Below are 19,671 nucleotides of genomic sequence, written 5' to 3' on the forward strand. Positions count from 1 at the left end.
AAAACCATGACATCTTTCAAGCTTTCCCGCCTTGGCCGCCTTGTGTTGTTGTCAGCCCTGTTTTTGACCGCACAAGCCTATGCCGTTGAGACCCCGCTCAAAGTCGTACAGAAATACATGGCCGCCTGGAATGCCCACAACGCCAACGACGCAGCCCTGAATTTTGACTACGACGTGGAATACTTTGATGCCTCTGTTGGCCAGTCCCAATACGGTGCGGTGCCGGCACGTGACAACGTGATCAAGTTCTTCATGGAGGCCTTCCCAGATCTGCAGTGGAAGATGGAAGGTGCCCCCGTGGTGAGCAAAGACGCGGTGGCCTTTCAGTGGGTCTTCACCGGTACCAACACCGGCATTGCGGTGGACTGCGGTAAGGCCACCGGCAAACCTATTGCGTTTCACGGCGTGTCCATGATCCGCTTCAAAGCCGGAAAGATTGCCTACCAGGGTGATTACTACGATGCGCTGACCTTCCGCAATCAAGTGGGCTTACCGGCGGTGTGCCCGGTTGCAGCACCTGCTGTACCTGCGCCCCAGTAAGCGACAGGAAAAACGCGAAGGATTTGTTCCTGAAAAGCCCCGGACACCAGGGGCTTTTTTACGTCAGACTTCTTCACACATCCCCAATTCCATAACGCCGCAGCCGCTGGGCAATCACCGAATGTGAACTGCCCAGGCGTTTGGCCAGTTTGCGGGTGGAGGGGAACTCACGGTGCAGGCGCAGCAGCAGGGTTTTTTCATAGTCGGCCATGGCTTGCGCCAGGGTGTCAACTTCACCGGTAAAGCCGGGCTCGGCGGGGCTGGCGGCGCTGGCCAGTTCCAGGTCGCCGATGTCGATGAAGCTGCGCTCACTCATGGTCACGGCGCGAAAAATCACGTTTTGTAATTGCCGAACGTTGCCCACCCAAGGGTTGGTCAGCAGGGCTGCGCTGGCGGCGGCGGTCAGGCGCATTGGCGTGCGTCTGGCCTGGGCGCAGGCTTTTTCCAGAATCGACTGGGCCAGCAGCAAAATGTCGTCCGGGCGTTCGCGCAGGGCGGGCATGTGCAGGTTGAGCACGTTCAGGCGGTAGAGCAAGTCCTGGCGAAAGTCGCCATTGGCTACCATCTCGTCCAGATTGCGGTGGGTGGCGCTGATGATGCGCACGTTGACCTTCAGCTCGCGGTCACCACCGACGCGACGAAAGCTGCCGTCATTCAAAAAGCGTAGCAGCTTGGCCTGAAGGTATGCGGACATTTCACCAACTTCGTCCAAGAACACCGTACCTCTATCGGCCAGTTCCAGCAGGCCCGGTTTGCCGCCGCGCAGGGCACCGGTGAATGCACCGGGTGAGTAGCCAAACAGCTCACTTTCGGCCAGGTTTTCTGGCAGCGCGGCGCAGTTCAGCGCAAAAAACGGTTGCAGGCTGCGGCCACTGGCGGCGTGGCAGGCGTGGGCCAGCAGCTCTTTGCCGGTGCCGGTTTCGCCGGTCACCAGCAGCGGGGCATCCACCAGTGCCATACGGGCGGCGCGTTGCTTGAGTTGCAGCATTTCTTGTGAGTGGCCAAGCATGGCATCAAAGCCGCCGGTGCTGTAGTTTTGCAGGGCGCTGAGTTGTTCGCCCATACGGCTGGGTGCGCGCAAGGTGATGACGGCCCCGGCCACACGCGCATCGGCTTCTTGCAGCGCGGTGGTTTCCATCATGTAGGTTTCGCCGCCCAGTTCAACCTCGGTCACCGGCAGACGGTAGTCGGATTCGGTCAGGGTGGTCATGAAGTGCGTCAGACCAATGAGGTTCTGAAACGGTTGGCCAATGACCGTCGCCTGCACCGGTCCGCAGGCAGCGGCGGCGGCGCGGTTGGCCACCACCACCAGACCCTCGGCATCCAGCGCAAACACCGGGTCGGTCTGGGAGGCCAGCAGTGCGTCCAGGTACAGGCGGCGCTGCGCACCGGGCAGCATGGCCACCGGCAACACCGCAAGCACGCCGGGCACACGCATCAGGTCGGCACGCAGGCCGGTCAGCCCGGCATCGTCCAACTGCGGGGCTTCAATGTAGACGTGGGGCGGTTCTACCTCCACGGCAGTCACGTTGTAGCCCCGCTGCGCCGAGGTGGCCAGAATCTCCTGGGCGATGCCAACCCGGTCGGTGAATTGCACGTCGATGCGCATGGTGTGCTCTGTATGTATTGAATTCAGTACATTGTACTTATTTCAGTACAAATCAATTAATGCATTGATTTATAACGATATTTATCAGTTTTTAATGTTTTCTCATGGTTATTTTGTATTGAATCCAATACAAATGCTGATCTGCTGCTTGGTAGGGTTTTGTAACTTATTGATTCATAAGGCTATTTCTCTCATGGCATGAGACATGCTTATGCCGGTCATGTAGCTGGCAAACCCGGTGGTTTGCTCAAGGCTTTCAAAACAAGGAGTTGGATGTGTCTGTACTGATTCTCGGCAGCGGCGTGGTGGGCACCACCATTGCGTATTACCTGGCCAAAGCGGGCCATGCGGTGACGGTGGTCGACCGGCAACCAGCCCCCGCCATGGAAACCAGTTTTGCCAATGCTGGCGAAGTGTCGCCGGGCTACTCTGCCCCCTGGGCTGGACCCGGTGTGCCGATCAAGGCCATCAAGTGGATGATGATGCACCACAGCCCGCTGGTCATCAAACCGATGGCCGACCCCGCCATGTGGCGCTGGGGCCTGCAGATGCTGCGCAACTGCACCGAGGCACGCTACGCCGTCAACAAGGGTCGCATGGTGCGCCTGGCCGAGTACAGCCGTGACTGCCTGCGTGAGCTGCGCGACGAGACCGGCATCCGCTACGACGACCGCGCCCAAGGCACGTTGCAACTGTTCCGCACTCAAAAACAGCTCGACGGTGTGGGCAAAGACGTTGAAATCTTGCAGCAGTACCAAGTGCCATTTCAGGTGCTGGATCGTGCTGGTTACCTGCAGTACGAACCCGCGCTGGCTGCCGTCAAAGAAAAGTTTGTCGGTGCGCTGCGCTTGCCGGGTGATGAAACCGGCGACTGTTTCCAGTTCACCCAACGCCTGGCCGAGATGGCGCGTGCGTTGGGCGTGCGCTTTGAGTTTGGCGTGAACATTCAGGGCCTGGCGCAGCAGGGCGACAAGATTGCCGGGGTGCAGACGGATCGGGGCTTGTTGACCGCTGACCAGTATGTGATGGCGCTGGGCAGTTACTCGACGCAGATGGCCCGTCCGCTGGGCATTGAGCTGCCGATTTACCCGGTCAAGGGCTTCTCCATCACCGTGCCGATCACCGATGCCACGCAGGCCCCTGAATCGACCATCATGGACGAGACCCACAAGGTGGCGGTAACGCGCCTGGGGGATCGCATCCGCGTCGGTGGCACGGCGCAGCTCTCGGGCTTCAACCTCGATCTGGAGAGTGGTCGGCGCAAGACGCTGGAGTTTGTCGTGACCGACCTGTTCCCCAAGGGGGGCGACGTGGCTCGCGCCGAGTTCTGGACCGGTCTGCGCCCGATGACCCCGGACGGCACGCCGATTCTGGGCGCTTGCCGCATGCGCAACATGATGCTGGCCACCGGCCACGGCACGCTGGGCTGGACCATGGCGGCTGGCACCGGTCGTGTGATTGCTGATCTGATCAGCGGCAAGGCACCGCAAATCAGCATGGAAGGCCTGAGCGTCAGCCGCTACGACTGAGCGCGGGCGAGGCCGTCTTGCGGCTGGCGGGGTAGGGTGCCAAAGCTGTTAGCCTATACGCCTTGCCCCGATGTTTGGGGTGCCTTCTGACGTGATGCCATGCCCCACTTTGTGCTCCAATTTTTCCGACATTACCTGCTGAGTCTGCAGTTTTTTACACGAATTCCGGTCACTGGGCGACTAGCCGATTGGGTGGGCTATAGCCCGGCCATGTTGCGTGCCAGTGCGGGGCATTTCCCTGGTGTAGGGGTGTTGGTCGGGGCGCTGGTGGCGGGTTTCAGTTTCGCCTTGTTGATGGGTTTGCCGCCAACCGGTTCTGCACCGCTGGTGGCCGCTGTTTTGAGCACGGTGCTGGGGGTGCTGATTACCGGCGCTTTTCACGAAGATGGTCTGGCCGATGTGGCTGACGGTCTGGGTGGCAGCGCCGACCGTGACCGCGCACTGGTCATCATGAAAGACTCACGGGTCGGCGCATTTGGTGCGATTGCTGTGGTACTGGCACTGCTGAGCAAGGTTGCTTTGCTGACCTTGCTGGGGGATGTCAGTGCCCCGCTGATGGTGACGGCGCTGTTTGCGGCGCATGTGGTGTCACGCACTTGGCCACTGCTGACCATTCGGCTCCTGCCCCATGTGGGGGACGTGGCGGGTTCCAAATCCAAACCGCTGGCAGATCAGATCAGCGGGGCTGCGCTGGGGACTGGATTTTTATGGTCTTTGGGGGCTATGGCACTTGTTGTATATGCGCAGAATACTACTGAATTTATAGCAATTGATCTCGCCATGGATAGTTTGTTGTGGGCCTTGCTGAACGCGGTGGCGTTGTCCGCCGTGGCCTGGGCGCTGATGGCGCGCTGGTTCTGGCGCAGGCTCGGTGGTTTTACCGGTGATTGCCTGGGGGCCACGCAGCAGGTGTGTGAAATGGCGTTTTACCTTGGCGTGGCGTTGAGTTTGTGAGGCCATCCGCCGCCGCTGTGCCTGGTGACCAGGCATCTACAGCCCCCTCTGCGGTCATGCCGCTCTGGTTGGTGCGCCACGCTCAGCCTTTGCTTGAGCCTGGTGTGTGTTACGGTGCGCTGGATGTGGCGGCAGACTCACAAGCCACCCACATAGCGGCACAAGCTTTGGCGCAGCAGCTGCCACCAGGTGCTTTTTTGCATGTTTCAACGCTACAAAGATGCGAGCTGCTTAGGAAGCAGCTATGCGCATTAAGGCCAGATTTGGCTTATAAAAATGATGCACGACTGAGAGAAATGAATTTTGGTCAATGGGAGGGGCAACGTTGGAGCCTTATTCCCCGGGACGCTTACGATGCGTGGACCACAGACTTCTGGCAATACCGTTTTGGTGGAGCTGAAAGTGTGGCTGAATTCATGGCCCGGGTCGAATGGGCATGGTGTGATGCGCAAGCCCAAAGCGCCCGTGGTGTGGCACCCGTGTGGCTCACCCATGCCGGGGTGATCCGGGCGGTGAGTTTGCTGGCACAGGGTGTGCTCGAAGTGCATGACGCTGCACTTTGGCCCGTGGATGCCCCTGGTTTTGGACAGTACCGTCGGCTTGATTTCAGGATTTAAATACCGACACATCGACCAGTGTGTCTGCATCGGGTGCATCCAGTAGCAGGTTGGACGGGTCAAGATGCAGCATTTCCAGCAAGATCACGGGCAGCTCGTTCAGGGTTTGCGGGGTGATGGGGCCACTCTCGGCCAACCGGGCGGCCAGGTTCAGCACGGCGCTGAGCTGGCGGAATTCGCTCATGACCAGCGGCTGTGCGGTGTGACGCAAACCCTGCACAAGCGCCTCTGGGAAATCCCAGTAGTGCGCCAATTCAGCAGTGACTTCGCCCTCATCAAAACCCACCAGATGACGCTGGCGCAGCCAGCGTTCACCGGGGTTGATCGGTTTGGCTTCAATCTGGGGCAAGGCCGATGGCCGTGCCTGGCCCAGATTGATTTCACCCAGGCGCAGCATCATGCCGCACAGCCAGGCTTCCTGATCGTCCACGTCACACAGCTCAGCCAGCCACTGGGCATAACCGGCGCACAACATGCTGTAGTGCCAGAACTCCAGGCGGTTGATACCGGTTGGCAAGTTGCAACTGTTCACCACACAGACGGACAGGGCGCGGGAGCGCACCTGGGACATGCCGACCACACTCACGGCACGCTCCAGGGTGTCGACTGTGCCGGACAGGCCAAACATGGCACTGTTGGCCATGCGCAGCAAGGTGGCGGTCAGCGTCGGGTCTTTGCTGATGATGCGGCAGATGGTGTAGGTGTCGGCATCTTCGTCGTTCAGGGTGCGAATCAAGGCCTGGCCCGCTTCCGGCATCACTGGCCATTGCACGGACTTCAAAAAGACAGACATGTCGGTGAAAGGGGCGCGATCAGGCAGGCTCATGATGATTTGGAGGTGGTTTTGGGTTTGAAATCGCAGTGTGATGCGACGGCACATTGCCAGCAATGGGGTGCGCGGGCCTGGCAGATGTAGCGTCCGTGCAAAATCAGCCAGTGATGGGCGTGCACCAGGTAGGCGGCGGGGACACGTTTGAGCAATTGCTGTTCGACCTCCAGCGGCGTTTTGCCCGGGGCCAGACCGGTGCGGTTGCCCAGGCGAAAAATGTGCGTGTCCACCGCCATGGTGGGCTCACCAAAGGCCACGTTGAGCACCACATTGGCGGTTTTGCGGCCAACACCGGGCAGGGCCTGCAAGGCCTCGCGGGTGCGGGGCACCTGGCCGCCGTGCTGCGCCACCAGTATCTGGCAGGTTTGCAGCAGATGGCGCGCCTTGCTGTGGTACAGACCAATGGTTTTGATCTGGGCTTCAAGCCCCTCCAGGCCAAGATCAAGCATTTTTTGCGGTGTATTGGCCAGCACAAACAGGCTGCGGGTGGCCTTGTTGACACTGACATCGGTGGCCTGGGCAGACAGCAGCACGGCGGTCAGCAGTTCAAACACGCTGGCATATTCAAGCTCGGTTTGCGGGTGGGGGTTGGCCGCAGCCAAGGTGGCAAAAAAAGCCTCAATGTCAGCGCGTTTCATGGATGTTGGGGTGTCAGGTGATGTGGATAAAAGACTCGGCCGCCGGAAAGCTGGTTTTCATCCAGGTGGTATCCAGTCCAAGTTTGGTGATCGCATCGCTTGGCAGGAGATCCAGCGCATCTGCCGTGGCATTGGGAATATCGGCTAGCGTGCCAGCCAGACTTAGCACGGTGCCCAGGCGGGAGAAGGCTTGTTCAACCAGCGGATCGTAGCTGCGCTCCAGGGCTTGCACGATCTGGATGGGGAAGTTCCAGCGGCGGGCCAGCTCGGCGGTGATTTGGCCTTCTGAAAAACCAATCAAGCGCTTTTCGCGTTCCCAGCGGCTACCCGGTTGGTGCGGCATTTTTTCAATCTCGGTCAACGCTTGGGGCTGGGCTTGCAGGATCAGCAGCTCACCCAGTCGCACCATCATGCCGGTGAGCCAGGCCAACTGCCCATCCATGCCCAGCCTGCTGGCCAGCCACTGGGTGTAGCCCGCACAAGCCATGCTGAAGCGCCAGAACTCCTGGGCATTGAGACCCGGAAAAGTCGGAAAAGAATCATTCATACACGCGGTCAGCGTCAGGGCGCGCACTTTGGCCATGCCCACCATGTGAATCGCTTCGTCCAGTGAAGCAACACCGCGCGGCAGGCCAAACTGGGCGCTGTTGGCCAGTCGCAACAGCTTGGCGGTCAAGGCCGGGTCTTTGGCGATGATGTCGCTGACCTCCTGGATGCCGGCATCGTCACGGTTGAGCGTCTTGATGAGTTGTTGCGCCACTTCGGAAATGGACGGCAATTTGACGGTGGCAAAAAAAGCATCAATGCTCGACATGGTTGTTTCCTGTTTATAGTAGTTTGGCAATCAGTGACAATTTACCCCAATTCATGACCGTTTCAAGTCAAACGGATGAGTCAATTTATTTTCATGCTGCTCATTTTGTTTCCGTAACCCCCAAGCCACTTTATGCAATTTGCCACACGACTTCAAAACGTAGAAACCTCTGCCATTCGGGAGCTTTTTAAACTGCTGGGCAAGCCCGGCATCATCAGCTTTGCCGGTGGTTTCCCTGACCCGGCACTGTTTGATGCGCAAGGTATTGCCCAAGCCAGCGCCGCCGTACTGGCCAGCAACCCCGGCCCGGTCTTGCAATACGGGGCCACCGAAGGATTTGGGCCACTGCGTGAAGGCATTGCCGGTTTTATGGCCGGCAAAGGGGCCAGCGTCACGCCGGAGGGCCTGATCGTCACCACCGGCAGCCAGCAAGCGCTGGATCTGATTGGCAAAACCATGATCTCGCCGGGCGACAAGGTGATTGTGGAAGCCCCTACCTTTTTGGCCACCATCCAGTGTTTCCGGCTGTACGGCGCACAGATCATCGGCGCGCCGATTGATGCCGATGGTGTGGACGTGGACAAACTGGAAGCGTTGATCGAAGAACACCGGCCCAAGCTGGTCTACCTGATTCCCACCTTTGGCAACCCCAGTGGCGCCACCTTGAGCCTTGAGCGGCGCAAGCGTATTCTGGAAATTGCAGCCCGCACACAGACGCTGGTGGTGGAAGACGACCCCTATGGCGAGCTGTATTTTGACCAGGCCCCCCCGCCCAGCCTGCTGGCACTCAGTGCCGATGTGCCTGGCAGCCGCGACTGGTTGGCCCATTGCGGCAGTTTCAGCAAAATCCTGAGCCCTGGCCTGCGTGTGGGCTGGATGATTGCACCGCCTGAGTTGCTGGCCAAAGCCACCATGTGCAAGCAGTTCAGTGATGCCCACACCAGCAACCTGACGCAAGCCATTTGTGCCCATTACCTGACGATGGATCGCCTGAACGACACCCTGAAAGTGGTGCGCCGCACCTATGCCGAGCGCGCCCAGGTCATGGCCGAATCGCTGCGCCGTGAGTTGGGTGATGCGATCGATTTCAACCAACCCCAGGGCGGCATGTTTTTCTGGGCCAGGCTCACCGGAGATCGTGGCCAGCTCAGTGATGCCACCGAGTTTGCCCAACGTGCCATTGACAAATTGGTGGCGTTTGTGCCCGGTGCGCCGTTCTATGCGCATGACCCTGATCACCACACACTGCGCCTGTCATTTGCCACGGCGGATGTGGCCAAGATTGCGGAAGGCATCGCCCGGCTGGGGCAGGCGCTTTAGCTCTGAAAATTGATAAGAAATTGGCTTCTGGCGCTTATTAAACAAGCGTCAGTAGCTATCAAAAACAGACTGGGGTAGATTATGAATAAACTGGTTTTAACGGGCTTTGTGCTGGCTGCCGTGGTGTTGGCGGGTTGCCAGTCCATGTCGGAATCCGAATGCAAGGTGGCCGACTGGGGGCGGGTGGGCTTGAGTGATGGCACGCGTGGCGAGTCTGAAAAACTTTTGGCCGATTACACCGAAGACTGTGGCAAAACAGGCGTGGTGCCGAATGCCCAGGCCTACCGCAAAGGCTGGGACGAAGGTATCAAGCACTTTTGTACCGCGGCCAATGGCTGGCGTGAGGGGCAGGCCGGCCATAGCGGCAAAGATCAGGTGTGTGTGGGGCAAACCGGCTACGAGGGGTTTTCCCGTGCCCTGAATGCCGGGCTGCAGGTTTACCGCACCCAGCAGCGCATGAACAGCAATACCCAGGAAACCAATCGCTTGCAAAAGCAGCTTGAAGCGTCAAAAAGTGACGATGAGAAGCGCCAGATTCGCGACAGGATGGGCCTGATCGACAAGGACCAGTTCCGCCTGCGCAGCTTGTTGGGTCAGCAGCAACTGCTGGCACCCCAGCCCTGAGGAGGCTTCTGGGTGCGTGCGGGGTGTCAGCGTGCAGCCTGCGGCGTATGGCCATCCACATGCACTTGCAGCCACCATTCCAGCAGCGCCAGATGCCACAGCTTGCTGCCGTTGATGCGGGTGAAGTGCTCGGGTGCTTCGGGGTTGGCCAGCAACTGGTTGACGTAATCGCGCTGGTACAGACCGCGCCGCAGGCAGGCCTCTGACATCAAGATGCCGCGCATCATCTCCAGAAAATCACCCCGCACGTATTTCAGCGCGGGCACTGGGAAATAGCCCTTGGGCCGGTCAATCACCGCATCAGGAATCAGCCCGCGTGAAATCGCCTTGAGCGGGAACTTGCCACCCTCCTTGAGCTTGAGTTCGGGCGGCATGCGGGCGGCCAGCTCAACCAGCTCGTGATCCAGAAACGGGGTGCGCACCTCCAGCGCCCAGGCCATCGGCATGTTGTCCACCCGCTTGACCGGGTCGTCCACGATCAGCGTGGTGGCATCGAGCCGCCAGACCTGGTCCAGAAATTCATCGGCATCGGGCTTGCTCAGTTCAGCCGCAATCAGCCCGGAAGTGACATCGCCCACCTGAAACGCGGGGGTGATCATCTGCTGGTATTCGGCATGCTCACGGTCAAAGTAATGTTGGCTGAAGCGCTCAAGCGGCGTGCCTGGGCTGCTATCCATTTTGGGGTACCAGAAGTAGCCGCCAAAAACCTCATCGGCGCCCTGGCCGGACATCACCACCTTGACATCTTTGGAGACCCGCTCAGCCAGCAGGTAAAAGGCAATCACGTCGTGGCTGACCATCGGCTCGGTCATTTGCGCCACCGCCTCGGGCAGGCGGGCCATGACCTCGGTGTTGGGGATGCTGTATTTGTGGTGGCGGGTCTGAAAGTGCGCGGCAATCTGGTCGGAGTATTCAAACTCGTCGGCTTTTTCGGCCCCTGCGCCCAGGTCTTCAAAGCCGATGGAGAAGGTGCGCAAATCTTTCACCTGGTCGGCCAGCAGCCCGACCAGCAGGCTGGAATCCAGCCCGCCCGACAGCAGCACCCCCACCGGCACGTCAGCGGCCAACAGGCGGCGTTGCACACTGCTGGACAAATGCTCGCGGGTGGCTTCCAGCCACTGGGCCTCAGAGAGCGGGGTTTCGGGGCGGGTGGCCGCCAGCGTCCAGTACACCTGTTCGGTCACGCTGCCGTCCGGGTCGATCATCAGGGTACTGGCCGGGGCCAGTTTGCGCACCCCTTGCAGGATGGTGCGGGGGGCGGGTACCACGGTGTGCAGGGTGAAGTGGTGGTGCAGCGCCACCGCATCCAGCTTGGTATCGACCCCGCCACCGGCCAGCAGCGCCGGCAGGCTGGAGGCAAAACGCAGGCGTTGCGGGGTCTGGTTCAGGTACAGCGGTTTGATGCCAAAGCGATCCCGCGCCAGAAACAGTTGGCCGCTGCGCTGATCCCAGATGGCAAAAGCAAACATGCCCTTGAACCGGTTCACACATTGTGGCCCCCAGGCGTGGTAGCTTTTCAGGATGACTTCACTGTCGCCTTCGGAGAAAAAGCTGTAACCCTGTGCCAGCAGCTCGCTGCGCAGCTCGCGGTAGTTGTAGATCGTGCCGTTGAACACCAGGGTGAGCTGCAGCGCCGCATCCACCATGGGCTGGTGCGCGTGGCTTGAGAGGTCAATGATCGACAAGCGCCGGTGACCAAAGGCCAGCGGGCCGTCCTGGTAGCTGCCCGCATGATCCGGCCCGCGCCGAGCCAGTTGGTCAGACATGCGGCTGATGGCCGCCATGTCGGGCGTGGTCGCGTCAAAGCGCAGTTCGCCGCACAGCCCGCACATCAGATGGCCACCTGGTCAGGCACCACAATCACCGGGGCAAAACCGCCGCCCTGGGTGCGGAAATTGGTGGTTTGCCCGGCGTACATGCGGGCCGCCAGCAACTGCACCTGGCCGCCATAGGCGTAGGCGCGTAGGTCAAATTTCAAATCAGTCTGCATACCATCCATCTCAATCATGCGGCCACTGGGGGGCACCAGGGCCTGGGCGACAAAATCGCCCTCCAGAATTTCGCTCCACACCCGTTTGGTGAGTTTGTCACCCCGGTAGGCGGCCTTGGCCCCAAAACCTGCCACTGGTTTGAAGAACAGCTGGCGGCGTTGTGCCCACAGCTCGTCGGCACGCTCGGGCGTGACCAGCCGGGTGGTCGGAATGCTGCTGGCCAGCAGCTTGCGGTCGGCGGCGCTGGCACCCCAGGCCAGCAGCAGTTCGTCCTGGCTCAGGGCAATCAGGTTGCGTTTGTCGGCCAGCAGGGCGTGGGCACGCGGGTGCGGTGTAACCACCACGGCGCGGGCTTCCAGTGCCTGGCGCAGTGGCAGACTGGCGGGCTCGGTCAGGTCAAAGTCGGTCAGCCGGTTGTAGACCATGTCCACGGCCTGGCCCTGGTGCATCAGCTGGCCGTGTTGCCAGCTCAGCTCGCTCGGGTCGGCAATGGCGGCGCGCATGCCGTGCTGCGCAAACAGTTGGCGAAACAGCTCAAATTCTGGGGCCAGGTATTGTTCCGCCGGGGCCTCATCCACAATCACCACGCTGCGCCAAGGCAGCGATCCACGCTGCAACTGCCATTCAGATGCAAACATGTCAAAAATGCTTTGCCTGAGGGTGTCACGCCGCGCGTGGGAGGGGAAAGCCCAGTCCAGCTCATCACAACAGGCTTCCTGGGCCCGCGCCAGTGCTACGTTGAGCAGCAGGCCACCGGCATTGGTGTTGATCTCAATCAGCTGTGGACCCTGGGCGCTGACATGAAAGTCGTAACCCATACACACACTGCGTGGCCCGTGATCCAGTTGTGCGGCAGAGCTGGCGCGGGACAGGGCTTGCACCTGGTAGCCGGGCAGGGTGGCCACTCGCTCGATGGCGGCGACGGTGGCGCTGATCTGGCGTTGCATCTCGCTGGAGATAAACACCACCGTACTGGAAAACAGGTTGGGCCGGGTGCGCAGAATGTCGCTCAGCATGCCGCTCAGGCTGTCGTCACTTTCCAGCTGCTCGCGCAGGCGCTCGGTGTTCAGGGTGCGGCAAAAACAGTCGCGGTTAAGGGCCTCGGCGGTGGTCAAAGGCAGCGTTGGGGTGGGGGTAGGGGTCATACAGGCGTGGATTCTGCCTCAGTCAACCAGCGGGACGTATTCGGTCGCCAAGTCTGGGGTCTCAGACCGAGGGCATGCCCAAAATTTGGTGGGTGATTTTGCGCGCGACCGGGGCAATAAAGTAAATCACCGGGACGGCCACCACATAGGCAATGGTGAAGGATTTGGCCCAGGCCAAAATAAAGTGCTCGACCCAGCCCAAATTGGCCAGGGTGATCACAAAGGTCATCAAAAACACCATCATGGCTCCCATAACCAACGAAAAAACCAAGTGATATTTTTTTTGTGGATACATGCGTTTCACAATTAGAAAAAGGCTTCAGGAGGAGTCTCAACCTTCAGTAATATATGAAAAATAGGCTTCTAGCGCTTGTCAGTAAAGCGTCAAATGCTATGTTATAAATAGCATTTGGATCACTTTGAAAGCCTCAGGCCAAGCTGGCTTCTTCTTGGGCTGGTGCTTCAGCAGGTGAGCAGGTCGAGCCACCGCAGCCATGAATGGTTTCAGTCGGCAGGGCTTGTGGCATGTTGACCTGGCCGGTCAGCGGGTCGTAACCCACGCCCCGCAGGTGCAGCGCCAGTGCGGCGTCCATGGCTTGGGCATGCATGGGAAACCAGGTACCCAGCTCATCGGCCATTTGGCGGACTACGGCCAGATCACCGGCCGTGCCGCGTTTGTCGCCTTCACGCATCACCTGCAGCACCACCTGGTGCTGGGTGGTGTGGCAGTTGGTGCTGGAGAAGCCGGTGTCTTTCATCCAGCGGTCTTCGCGGGCAAAGTGTTCATCGGTATGGGAGACCAAGTCGCGCCACAGTGGCAGCAGATCTGCATCCGGGGCGCTGACCACTTTGGCCAGCAGGTCGACAAATTCGTGGTGGGTGTCATCCATCACGGGCAAACCAAGAGCCAGTGTGTCAGACCATTCGAGCGTGGGCATACCAGATTCCTTTCAAAGAGAGGCGCGAAGCATACCGACTGACTGCATCAGTTGATTTGATGCAGGTCATGAATTTGTGATGTCTTTTTTGTAAGCTCTGGGCAAGCAGTTTGTTTGATGTAGGTCAAAACTGATTTTTCATGATGGATCAACATTGCGCCTGTTGAAAAGACCGCAGACACTTACGTCTGGTAGGCCTTGCACAACCAGGAGGAGCACACATGTTTCAGGTTCGCATTCACGGACGGGGCGGCCAAGGGGTCGTGACCGGTGCGGAGATGATGTCCATCGCCGCTTTTTTGGGTGGCCGCCATGCCCAGGCCTTTCCCAGTTTTGGCTCGGAGCGCACCGGGGCACCGGTGGTGGCATTCTGCCGCATGGACGACAAAGAGATTCGTCTGCGCGAGCCCATCATGCAGCCCGATGCCATCATCATTCAAGACCCCACGCTGCTGCATCAGGTGGATGTGTTCAGTGGCCTGAAAAAAGAGGGTTATATCCTGATCAACACCACCCGCAGTTTTGAAGAGTTGGGTATTGGTGACTTTGTCAAAGGCTTCAAGCCAACCCATTTGCTGACCGTGCCGGCTTCCGAATTGGCCATGAAACATGTCGGCCGGGCCGTGCCCAATGTGCCGATGCTCGGCGCTTTTGCGGCTTTGGGTGGCTTGGTGTCGCTGGAGGCGGTACAAAAGGCCATTGACGAAAAATTCAAGGGCGCGGTGGCACAGGGCAACAAGGCCGCAGCCGCCGAGGCTTACCAGATCGTCATGGAAGAGGCCAAACAGGAGGCACATCATGCTTGAACAATGCGAAGGCTCCCATGCCGTAGCCAAAGCGGTGGCGCTGAGCCGCCCGGAGGTGATTTGTGCCTACCCGATTTCCCCACAAACCCACATCGTCGAAGGCTTGGGTGAGCTGGTGAAGACGGGGGAGCTGACACCTTGCGAGTTCATCAATGTGGAGTCTGAATTTGCTGCCCTCAGTGTGGCCATTGGGGCCTCCGCCGCCGGGGCGCGGGCTTACACGGCCACCGCCAGCCAAGGCTTGCTGTTCATGGCTGAGGCGGTGTACAACGCCTCTGGCTTGGGCTTGCCGATTGTGATGACGGTGGCCAACCGCGCCATTGGTGCCCCCATCAACATCTGGAACGACCACACCGACAGCATGAGTATGCGTGATGCCGGTTGGCTGCAACTGTTTGCCGAAACCAACCAAGAGGCGCTGGACTTGCACATCCAGGCCTTCCGAATTGCCGAAGAGCTGTCACTGCCGGTGATGGTGTGTATGGACGGCTTCATCCTGACCCATGCCTATGAGCGGGTCGATATGCCGGATCAGGCGCAGGTTGACCGCTTTTTGCCGCCCTATGAGCCACGCCAGGTGCTGGACCCGAATGACCCGGTGACGATCGGTGCCATGGTCGGCCCCGAGGCGTTCACCGAGGTGCGCTACCTGGCTCATGCCAAACAGATGCAGGCGCTTGATTTGATTCCGCAGGTTGCTACAGAATTCAAAGCGATTTTTGGCCGCGACTCGGGTGGGCTGATCAAGACTTACCTGACAGAAGATGCTGAGACCATCGTGATTGCGCTGGGCTCGGTGCTGGGCACCATCAAAGACACGGTGGACGATTTGCGTGCTGAGGGCATCAAGGTCGGGGTGCTGGGCATCACCTCTTACCGACCCTTCCCGATTTCCGCCATCCGCGATGCCACGGCGCATGCCAAACGCATTGTGGTGATTGAAAAGTGCTTTGCAGTAGGCATTGGCGGCATTGTGTCGCGCGACGTGCGCAGTGCCGTGCGCAACCGCCCGCAACCGGTGCTGACGGTGGTTGCCGGTCTTGGTGGCCGTGCCATTACCAAATATTCTGTGCACAAATTGCTGTTGCAGGCCATTGCAGACAAGCTTGAGCTGCTCACATTTTTGGACCTGGATTGGGACGTGGTCAACCGTGTGCTGGAGCGTGAAAAAGCGCATCGCCGCTCCGGCCCGGTGGCCGAGGGCATCTTGCGCGACATTGGCACGGTGTCATCCCACATTGGCTGATGGCCCACTGACAAGAGAGAAACATCATGGAACAGTCCTTGGTCAAGTTCTACCAAACCGGCACCTTCACCGTCGGTAACCGCTTGCTCGCCCCCGAGCAACGCAGTGTGCAGGCCGGTGCCGCACGCAGCAACTCCCTCAACTCCGGCCACCGCGCCTGCCAGGGCTGCGGCGAGGCGCTGGGCGCGCGGTATGCCATTGATGCCGCTATGGCGGCCACCAACGGCCAGTTGATTGCGGCCAACGCCACCGGTTGTCTGGAGGTGTTTTCCACACCTTACCCTGAAACCTCATGGCAAATGCCCTGGGTGCACTCCTTGTTTGGCAACGCCGCAGCGGTTGCCACCGGCATTGCGGCGGCCATGAAAGCCAAGGGCCGCAGCGATGTGCGGGTGGTGGCGCAGGGCGGTGATGGTGGTACCACCGACATCGGTTTTGGCTGCCTGTCCGGCATGTTTGAGCGCAACGACGATGTGCTCTACATCTGCTACGACAACGAGGCCTACATGAACACCGGCGTGCAGCGCTCCAGTGCCACGCCGCCGGCGGCCCGCACCGCCACCACCATGTCGGTGGGCCCCCACCCCGGCAATGAGTTTGGTCAGGGCAAAAATGTGCCGCTGATCGCCATGGCGCATGAGATTCCCTACGTGGCCACCGCCACGGTGGCCGATTTGCGTGACCTGGAATACAAGGTGACCAAGGCCATGTCGATCCACGGGGCACGCTACATCCACATTTTTGTGCCTTGCCCGCTGGGCTGGGGCGCGGCCTCGCATGACACCATCAAACTGTCGCGCCTGGCGGTGGAAAGTGGCGTATTTCCGGTGTTTGAGGCCGAGCGTGGTGAGGTCACCGGGGTGCTGAAAATCCGCCGCCAGATTCCGGTGGAAGACTACCTGCGCCCGCAAAAGCGCTTTGCTCATCTGTTTGGCAAAAAGCCCGATGTAGCCACGCTGGCCCGCTTGCAAGCGCGGGCAGACCGCAATATTCGCCGTTTTGGTTTGTTGGGGGAATAACCATGCAAAAACCATTTGCCATCACACTCGATGTCGGCAGTTCGCTGGCTAACCACACCGGTTCCTGGCGCACCGAGCGCCCGGTCTACCTGAGCCGCAAACCGCCGTGCAACCACCAATGCCCGGCGGGTGAGAACATCCAGGGCTGGCTGTTTCATGCCGAATCCGGCAACTACGAGGCCGCCTGGAACACCCTGGTGCAAGACAACCCGTTTCCGGCCATCATGGGCCGGGTGTGTTACCACACCTGTGAAAGCGCGTGCAACCGGGCTCAACTGGATTTGCCGGTCGGCATCAACTCGGTGGAGCATTTTCTGGGGGATCAGGCGATTGCCCAGGGCTGGAAGCTGCCACCACCGGCAGCGCCGACCGGCAAAAAAATCATGGTGGTCGGGGCCGGGCCATCAGGCCTGTCGGCGGCCTACCATCTGGCTCGCATGGGGCATGCGGTGACGGTGATCGAAGCTGGCCCCTTGCCTGGCGGCATGATGCGCTTTGGCATTCCGCAATACCGCCTGCCCCGCCAGGTACTGGATACCGAAGTGCAACGGATTGTCGACATGGGTGTTGAGATGGTTTACAACACCAAGATCACCAATGTGCTGCAAGCCAAGCAGGATGGGGGCTTTGACGCGGTGTTTCTGGCCGTTGGCGCCCACATTGCCAAGCGGGCTTACATTCCGGCCGGTGACTCGGCCAAGGTGCTGGATGCGGTGTCGGTGCTGCGCTCCATGGAGGGCGAGGACAAACCCCTGTTGGGCCGCCGGGTGGTGGTGTACGGCGGTGGCAATACTGCCATCGACATGGCGCGTACCGCCAAACGCTTGGGTGCAACCGAGTCGATCATTGTGTACCGGCGCAACCGCGACAAAATGCCCGCCCATGACTTTGAGGTGGAAGAGGCGCTGCAAGAAGGGGTGATGATCAAGTGGCTGTCCACCATCAAACAAGCTGGCGAATCCTCCATCACGGTGGAGAAAATGGCGCTGGACGACAAAGGTTTCCCGCAGCCCACCGGTGAGTTTGAAACCCTGGAGGCTGACTCGGTGGTGCTGGCACTGGGGCAAGATGTGGACTTGTCGCTGATTGACGGTGTGCCCGGCATGGTGGTGAATGATGGTGTGGTGCAGGTCAACGCGCAGATGATGACCGGCCACGATGGCATTTTTGCCGGGGGCGACATGGTGCCGGCCGAGCGTAATGTCACGGTGGCGATTGGGCATGGCAAGAAGGCGGCGCGGTATATGGATGCCTGGCTCAGTGGCCGTGTGTATACCCCTGCACCCAAGACCGAGGTCGCCACCTTTGACAAGCTCAACACCTGGTACTACAGCGACGCCCCCAAAACCGTGCGTCCCATGCTGGACATCATCCGCCGTCAATCCACTTTTGAAGAAGTGCAGGGCGGGCTGGATGAAAGCAACGCCTTGTTCGAGGCGCGGCGCTGCCTGTCATGCGGCAATTGTTTTGAGTGTGACAACTGCTACGGTGTCTGCCCGGACAACGCCGTCGTCAAACTTGGCCCCGGCAAGGGCTTTGAATTCAAGTACGACTACTGCAAGGGTTGCGGCATTTGTGTCTCTGAATGCCCTTGTGGGGCCATCAAGATGGTGCCGGAAGATATTTGAGCCCGGCCTGAGTCCAAACAGGCGGGTTCAGGCGCTAAAGTTGGGGGCATGAATGTATTTACCTCCCAACCCCCTGTCGTTGAGCCCGCCGCTTGTACCCGTACCTTGCTCCAGCAAGGGTTTGCCGTTCTGGATGCTCAAGGCGTGCGATCCTTAAGTGGCTGCGCCGAAAATGCCCTGCATGAATTGGGCCAAACCTGGGCTGACTTGCCGCCAGACCGTTACCTGAAAGACGGTGGTCATTACCGTCGGCGTCGCCATGCCAGCTATGTGCTGGAGCAGGGCCACTTGCGCCAGGTGCCGCACCGCGCCCACTGGCAACCCCTTGAATACAACGCACTGCATGGCGGTATGCAGCGCTGGTTTGAACCCGTGTTACCCAGCGTGGCTGAGCAGTCGGACTGGCAGCAATTGCTGGTGTGGACTGGTTCAGTCTGCTCGGCGCTCAAAGGGGTGCAAACCTGGTTTATTGAGGCACACCAGTTCCGCATTGACACCACCGATGGCATTGGGCGGCCCACACCAGAGGGTGCACATCGTGATGGGGTGGACATGGTGGCGGTGTTCATGGTGAACCGCCAGGGCATCAAGGGTGGCGAATCCCGGGTGTTTGAGGCTGATGGCCCTCAAGGGCAGCGTTTTACCTTGGCGCAACCCTGGTCGGTTTTGTTGCTTGATGATGCCCGTGTGATTCATGAGTCCACACCCATTCAGCCCTTGGTGCCTGAACGGGCCTCACCCCTGGCCTGCTTTCGCGATACGCTGGTGGTGACGCTCAGAGCCCATGGGTTTCAGGATGATGCGGCATGAAATTGGTGAATTGTGTGCCAAGTCTTGAAGGGTCTGGTTCACAATCAGCTTGTCCGATATTTTTACGAGGAGTAAACCATGTTCAAACATATTCTGGTGCCCGTTGATGGCTCAAACACCGCGCAGTTGGCTGTGGGCAAAGCGATTGGCCTGGCACAAGCCTTTGGTAGCCAGGTGACGGTGATTTATGTGATTGACCCGTACCCCTTTACCGGTGTGGGCACTGATTTTGCCTACGGCCAGGCCGAATACCTGAGTGCGGCCACAGCCGAAGCCAATGCCGCTGTGAAAACGGCCAAAGAAGCTTTTGCCAGCGCCGCCGTGACGGTAGACAGCTCCATCATTGAAGCCCACACTGTTTGGCGCGGCATTGTCGAGGCCGGGGTGTCGCTGAAGGCTGATCTGATAGTGATGGGCTCCCATGGCCGCAACGGGTTTGAAAAACTGGTGCTGGGCAGCGTGGCCCAAGCCGTGTTGTCACACACCAAACTGCCGGTGTTGGTGGTACGCGATTGATGTTGTTATCACCTTCGCGACAAACCTAGGGCTTACCCGTAGTCAGGCGGTCATCAACTCTTTCTACAATAAATAGAACGACCGTTCTATTTTTTTAA

Annotated in this window: 20 protein-coding genes; 12 read left to right on the forward strand and 8 right to left on the reverse strand. The window is 59.6% G+C overall.

The window, feature by feature from the left end:
• Positions 1–6 precede the first annotated feature (6 nt).
• Complete coding sequence (locus tag LDN84_RS09340; RefSeq protein WP_223911583.1) at positions 7–540, forward strand: ester cyclase; 534 nt, start codon at positions 7–9, stop codon at positions 538–540.
• Between the two features lie 73 nt (positions 541–613).
• Here LDN84_RS09340 and LDN84_RS09345 read toward each other — a convergent pair whose 3' ends face one another.
• Complete coding sequence (locus LDN84_RS09345; protein WP_223911586.1) at positions 614–2,149, reverse strand: sigma 54-interacting transcriptional regulator; 1,536 nt, start codon at positions 2,147–2,149, stop codon at positions 614–616.
• A gap of 275 nt (positions 2,150–2,424) precedes the next feature.
• Here LDN84_RS09345 and LDN84_RS09350 point away from each other — a divergent pair, with 275 nt between their 5' ends.
• The 3 genes from LDN84_RS09350 to LDN84_RS09360 all read left to right on the forward strand — a co-directional run bounded on the left by LDN84_RS09350 (position 2,425) and on the right by LDN84_RS09360 (position 5,249).
• A complete protein-coding gene (locus tag LDN84_RS09350) occupies positions 2,425–3,678 on the forward strand; it encodes a D-amino acid dehydrogenase (RefSeq protein WP_223911588.1) in 1,254 nt (417 codons plus the stop codon).
• Positions 3,679–3,777: 99 nt separating this feature from the next.
• Positions 3,778–4,632, forward strand: coding sequence for an adenosylcobinamide-GDP ribazoletransferase (locus LDN84_RS09355; RefSeq protein WP_223911591.1), 855 nt, complete (start codon positions 3,778–3,780; stop codon positions 4,630–4,632).
• The gene (locus LDN84_RS09360) at positions 4,629–5,249 is read left to right on the forward strand and encodes a histidine phosphatase family protein (protein ID WP_317134832.1); all 621 of its coding nucleotides are present in this window, start codon (positions 4,629–4,631) and stop codon (positions 5,247–5,249) included. Before LDN84_RS09355 ends, LDN84_RS09360 begins: the two co-directional genes overlap by 4 nt.
• Here the strand turns inward: LDN84_RS09360 and LDN84_RS09365 are convergent.
• From LDN84_RS09365 to LDN84_RS09375, 3 genes are read right to left on the reverse strand one after another with little or no spacing between them, the layout of a single operon-like run.
• On the reverse strand, positions 5,239–6,075 hold the full coding sequence (locus tag LDN84_RS09365; protein WP_223911595.1) for an HDOD domain-containing protein: 837 nt from the start codon (positions 6,073–6,075) through the stop codon (positions 5,239–5,241). The two genes, LDN84_RS09360 and LDN84_RS09365, sit on opposite strands and share 11 nt — an antisense overlap.
• Positions 6,072–6,716: an endonuclease III gene (gene nth / locus LDN84_RS09370; protein ID WP_223911598.1), complete on the reverse strand. Its 645-nt coding sequence runs from the start codon at positions 6,714–6,716 to the stop codon at positions 6,072–6,074. The genes LDN84_RS09365 and nth overlap by 4 nt, the downstream gene beginning before the upstream one ends.
• A 13-nt stretch (positions 6,717–6,729) precedes the next feature.
• Complete coding sequence (locus LDN84_RS09375) at positions 6,730–7,530, reverse strand: HDOD domain-containing protein (protein WP_223911602.1); 801 nt, start codon at positions 7,528–7,530, stop codon at positions 6,730–6,732.
• Between the two features lie 132 nt (positions 7,531–7,662).
• Here LDN84_RS09375 and LDN84_RS09380 point away from each other — a divergent pair, with 132 nt between their 5' ends.
• Together LDN84_RS09380 and LDN84_RS09385 are read left to right on the forward strand one after the other, a co-directional pair.
• Entirely contained in the window at positions 7,663–8,850 is a 1,188-nt protein-coding gene (locus tag LDN84_RS09380; protein ID WP_223911605.1) for an aminotransferase-like domain-containing protein, read from the forward strand.
• Between the two features lie 81 nt (positions 8,851–8,931).
• Positions 8,932–9,474, forward strand: coding sequence for a DUF2799 domain-containing protein (locus tag LDN84_RS09385; RefSeq protein ID WP_223911608.1), 543 nt, complete (start codon positions 8,932–8,934; stop codon positions 9,472–9,474).
• A gap of 26 nt (positions 9,475–9,500) precedes the next feature.
• On the opposite strand, the gene LDN84_RS09390 is transcribed toward LDN84_RS09385, so the two are convergent.
• The 4 genes from LDN84_RS09390 to LDN84_RS09405 form a co-directional block, all read right to left on the reverse strand.
• Positions 9,501–11,306, reverse strand: coding sequence for an N-acetylglutaminylglutamine amidotransferase (locus LDN84_RS09390; RefSeq protein WP_223911611.1), 1,806 nt, complete (start codon positions 11,304–11,306; stop codon positions 9,501–9,503).
• Complete coding sequence (locus LDN84_RS09395; RefSeq protein ID WP_223911614.1) at positions 11,306–12,610, reverse strand: hypothetical protein; 1,305 nt, start codon at positions 12,608–12,610, stop codon at positions 11,306–11,308. Before LDN84_RS09395 ends, LDN84_RS09390 begins: the two co-directional genes overlap by 1 nt.
• Before the next feature lie 61 nt (positions 12,611–12,671).
• Positions 12,672–12,905, reverse strand: a complete 234-nt coding sequence (locus LDN84_RS09400; RefSeq protein ID WP_223911617.1) for a DUF2798 domain-containing protein — start codon at positions 12,903–12,905, stop codon at positions 12,672–12,674.
• 133 nt (positions 12,906–13,038) lie between these two features.
• Positions 13,039–13,548, reverse strand: coding sequence for a hemerythrin domain-containing protein (locus tag LDN84_RS09405; RefSeq protein ID WP_223911620.1), 510 nt, complete (start codon positions 13,546–13,548; stop codon positions 13,039–13,041).
• A gap of 221 nt (positions 13,549–13,769) precedes the next feature.
• On the opposite strand from LDN84_RS09405, the gene LDN84_RS09410 reads away from it, so the two are divergent.
• From LDN84_RS09410 to LDN84_RS09435, 6 genes are all read left to right on the forward strand, one after another.
• Positions 13,770–14,354 (forward strand): 2-oxoacid:acceptor oxidoreductase family protein, encoded by a 585-nt coding sequence (locus LDN84_RS09410; protein ID WP_223911622.1) that lies wholly within the window; start codon positions 13,770–13,772, stop codon positions 14,352–14,354.
• Positions 14,347–15,600: a transketolase C-terminal domain-containing protein gene (locus LDN84_RS09415; RefSeq protein ID WP_223911624.1), complete on the forward strand. Its 1,254-nt coding sequence runs from the start codon at positions 14,347–14,349 to the stop codon at positions 15,598–15,600. The genes LDN84_RS09410 and LDN84_RS09415 overlap by 8 nt, the downstream gene beginning before the upstream one ends.
• Before the next feature lie 26 nt (positions 15,601–15,626).
• Complete coding sequence (locus LDN84_RS09420; protein ID WP_223911627.1) at positions 15,627–16,619, forward strand: thiamine pyrophosphate-dependent enzyme; 993 nt, start codon at positions 15,627–15,629, stop codon at positions 16,617–16,619.
• A gap of 2 nt (positions 16,620–16,621) precedes the next feature.
• On the forward strand, positions 16,622–18,247 hold the full coding sequence (locus LDN84_RS09425) for an NAD(P)-binding protein (RefSeq protein ID WP_223911631.1): 1,626 nt from the start codon (positions 16,622–16,624) through the stop codon (positions 18,245–18,247).
• A 48-nt stretch (positions 18,248–18,295) separates the two neighbouring features.
• The gene (locus LDN84_RS09430; protein WP_223911634.1) at positions 18,296–19,057 is read left to right on the forward strand and encodes a 2OG-Fe dioxygenase family protein; all 762 of its coding nucleotides are present in this window, start codon (positions 18,296–18,298) and stop codon (positions 19,055–19,057) included.
• A 78-nt stretch (positions 19,058–19,135) separates the two neighbouring features.
• Positions 19,136–19,573 carry a universal stress protein gene (locus tag LDN84_RS09435; RefSeq protein ID WP_223911637.1) on the forward strand — a complete coding sequence of 146 codons (438 nt, stop codon included), beginning with the start codon at positions 19,136–19,138 and terminating at the stop codon, positions 19,571–19,573.
• The last annotated feature ends 98 nt before the right edge of the window (positions 19,574–19,671 follow it).

Source organism: Rhodoferax lithotrophicus, from assembly GCF_019973615.1.
Classification (GTDB): domain Bacteria; phylum Pseudomonadota; class Gammaproteobacteria; order Burkholderiales; family Burkholderiaceae_C; genus Rhodoferax; species Rhodoferax lithotrophicus.

Coding starts and splice junctions, on each gene's coding strand:
- LDN84_RS09340 (WP_223911583.1), top strand. CDS start 7: ATGACATCTTTCAAGCTTTCCCGCCTTGGCCGCCTTGTGTTGTTGTCA.
- LDN84_RS09345 (WP_223911586.1), bottom strand. CDS start 2,149: ATGCGCATCGACGTGCAATTCACCGACCGGGTTGGCATCGCCCAGGAG.
- LDN84_RS09355 (WP_223911591.1), top strand. CDS start 3,778: ATGCCCCACTTTGTGCTCCAATTTTTCCGACATTACCTGCTGAGTCTG.
- LDN84_RS09365 (WP_223911595.1), bottom strand. CDS start 6,075: ATGAGCCTGCCTGATCGCGCCCCTTTCACCGACATGTCTGTCTTTTTG.
- nth (WP_223911598.1), bottom strand. CDS start 6,716: ATGAAACGCGCTGACATTGAGGCTTTTTTTGCCACCTTGGCTGCGGCC.
- LDN84_RS09375 (WP_223911602.1), bottom strand. CDS start 7,530: ATGTCGAGCATTGATGCTTTTTTTGCCACCGTCAAATTGCCGTCCATT.
- LDN84_RS09380 (WP_223911605.1), top strand. CDS start 7,663: ATGCAATTTGCCACACGACTTCAAAACGTAGAAACCTCTGCCATTCGG.
- LDN84_RS09385 (WP_223911608.1), top strand. CDS start 8,932: ATGAATAAACTGGTTTTAACGGGCTTTGTGCTGGCTGCCGTGGTGTTG.
- LDN84_RS09390 (WP_223911611.1), bottom strand. CDS start 11,306: ATGTGCGGGCTGTGCGGCGAACTGCGCTTTGACGCGACCACGCCCGAC.
- LDN84_RS09395 (WP_223911614.1), bottom strand. CDS start 12,610: ATGACCCCTACCCCCACCCCAACGCTGCCTTTGACCACCGCCGAGGCC.
- LDN84_RS09400 (WP_223911617.1), bottom strand. CDS start 12,905: ATGTATCCACAAAAAAAATATCACTTGGTTTTTTCGTTGGTTATGGGA.
- LDN84_RS09405 (WP_223911620.1), bottom strand. CDS start 13,548: ATGCCCACGCTCGAATGGTCTGACACACTGGCTCTTGGTTTGCCCGTG.
- LDN84_RS09410 (WP_223911622.1), top strand. CDS start 13,770: ATGTTTCAGGTTCGCATTCACGGACGGGGCGGCCAAGGGGTCGTGACC.
- LDN84_RS09415 (WP_223911624.1), top strand. CDS start 14,347: ATGCTTGAACAATGCGAAGGCTCCCATGCCGTAGCCAAAGCGGTGGCG.
- LDN84_RS09420 (WP_223911627.1), top strand. CDS start 15,627: ATGGAACAGTCCTTGGTCAAGTTCTACCAAACCGGCACCTTCACCGTC.
- LDN84_RS09425 (WP_223911631.1), top strand. CDS start 16,622: ATGCAAAAACCATTTGCCATCACACTCGATGTCGGCAGTTCGCTGGCT.
- LDN84_RS09430 (WP_223911634.1), top strand. CDS start 18,296: ATGAATGTATTTACCTCCCAACCCCCTGTCGTTGAGCCCGCCGCTTGT.
- LDN84_RS09435 (WP_223911637.1), top strand. CDS start 19,136: ATGTTCAAACATATTCTGGTGCCCGTTGATGGCTCAAACACCGCGCAG.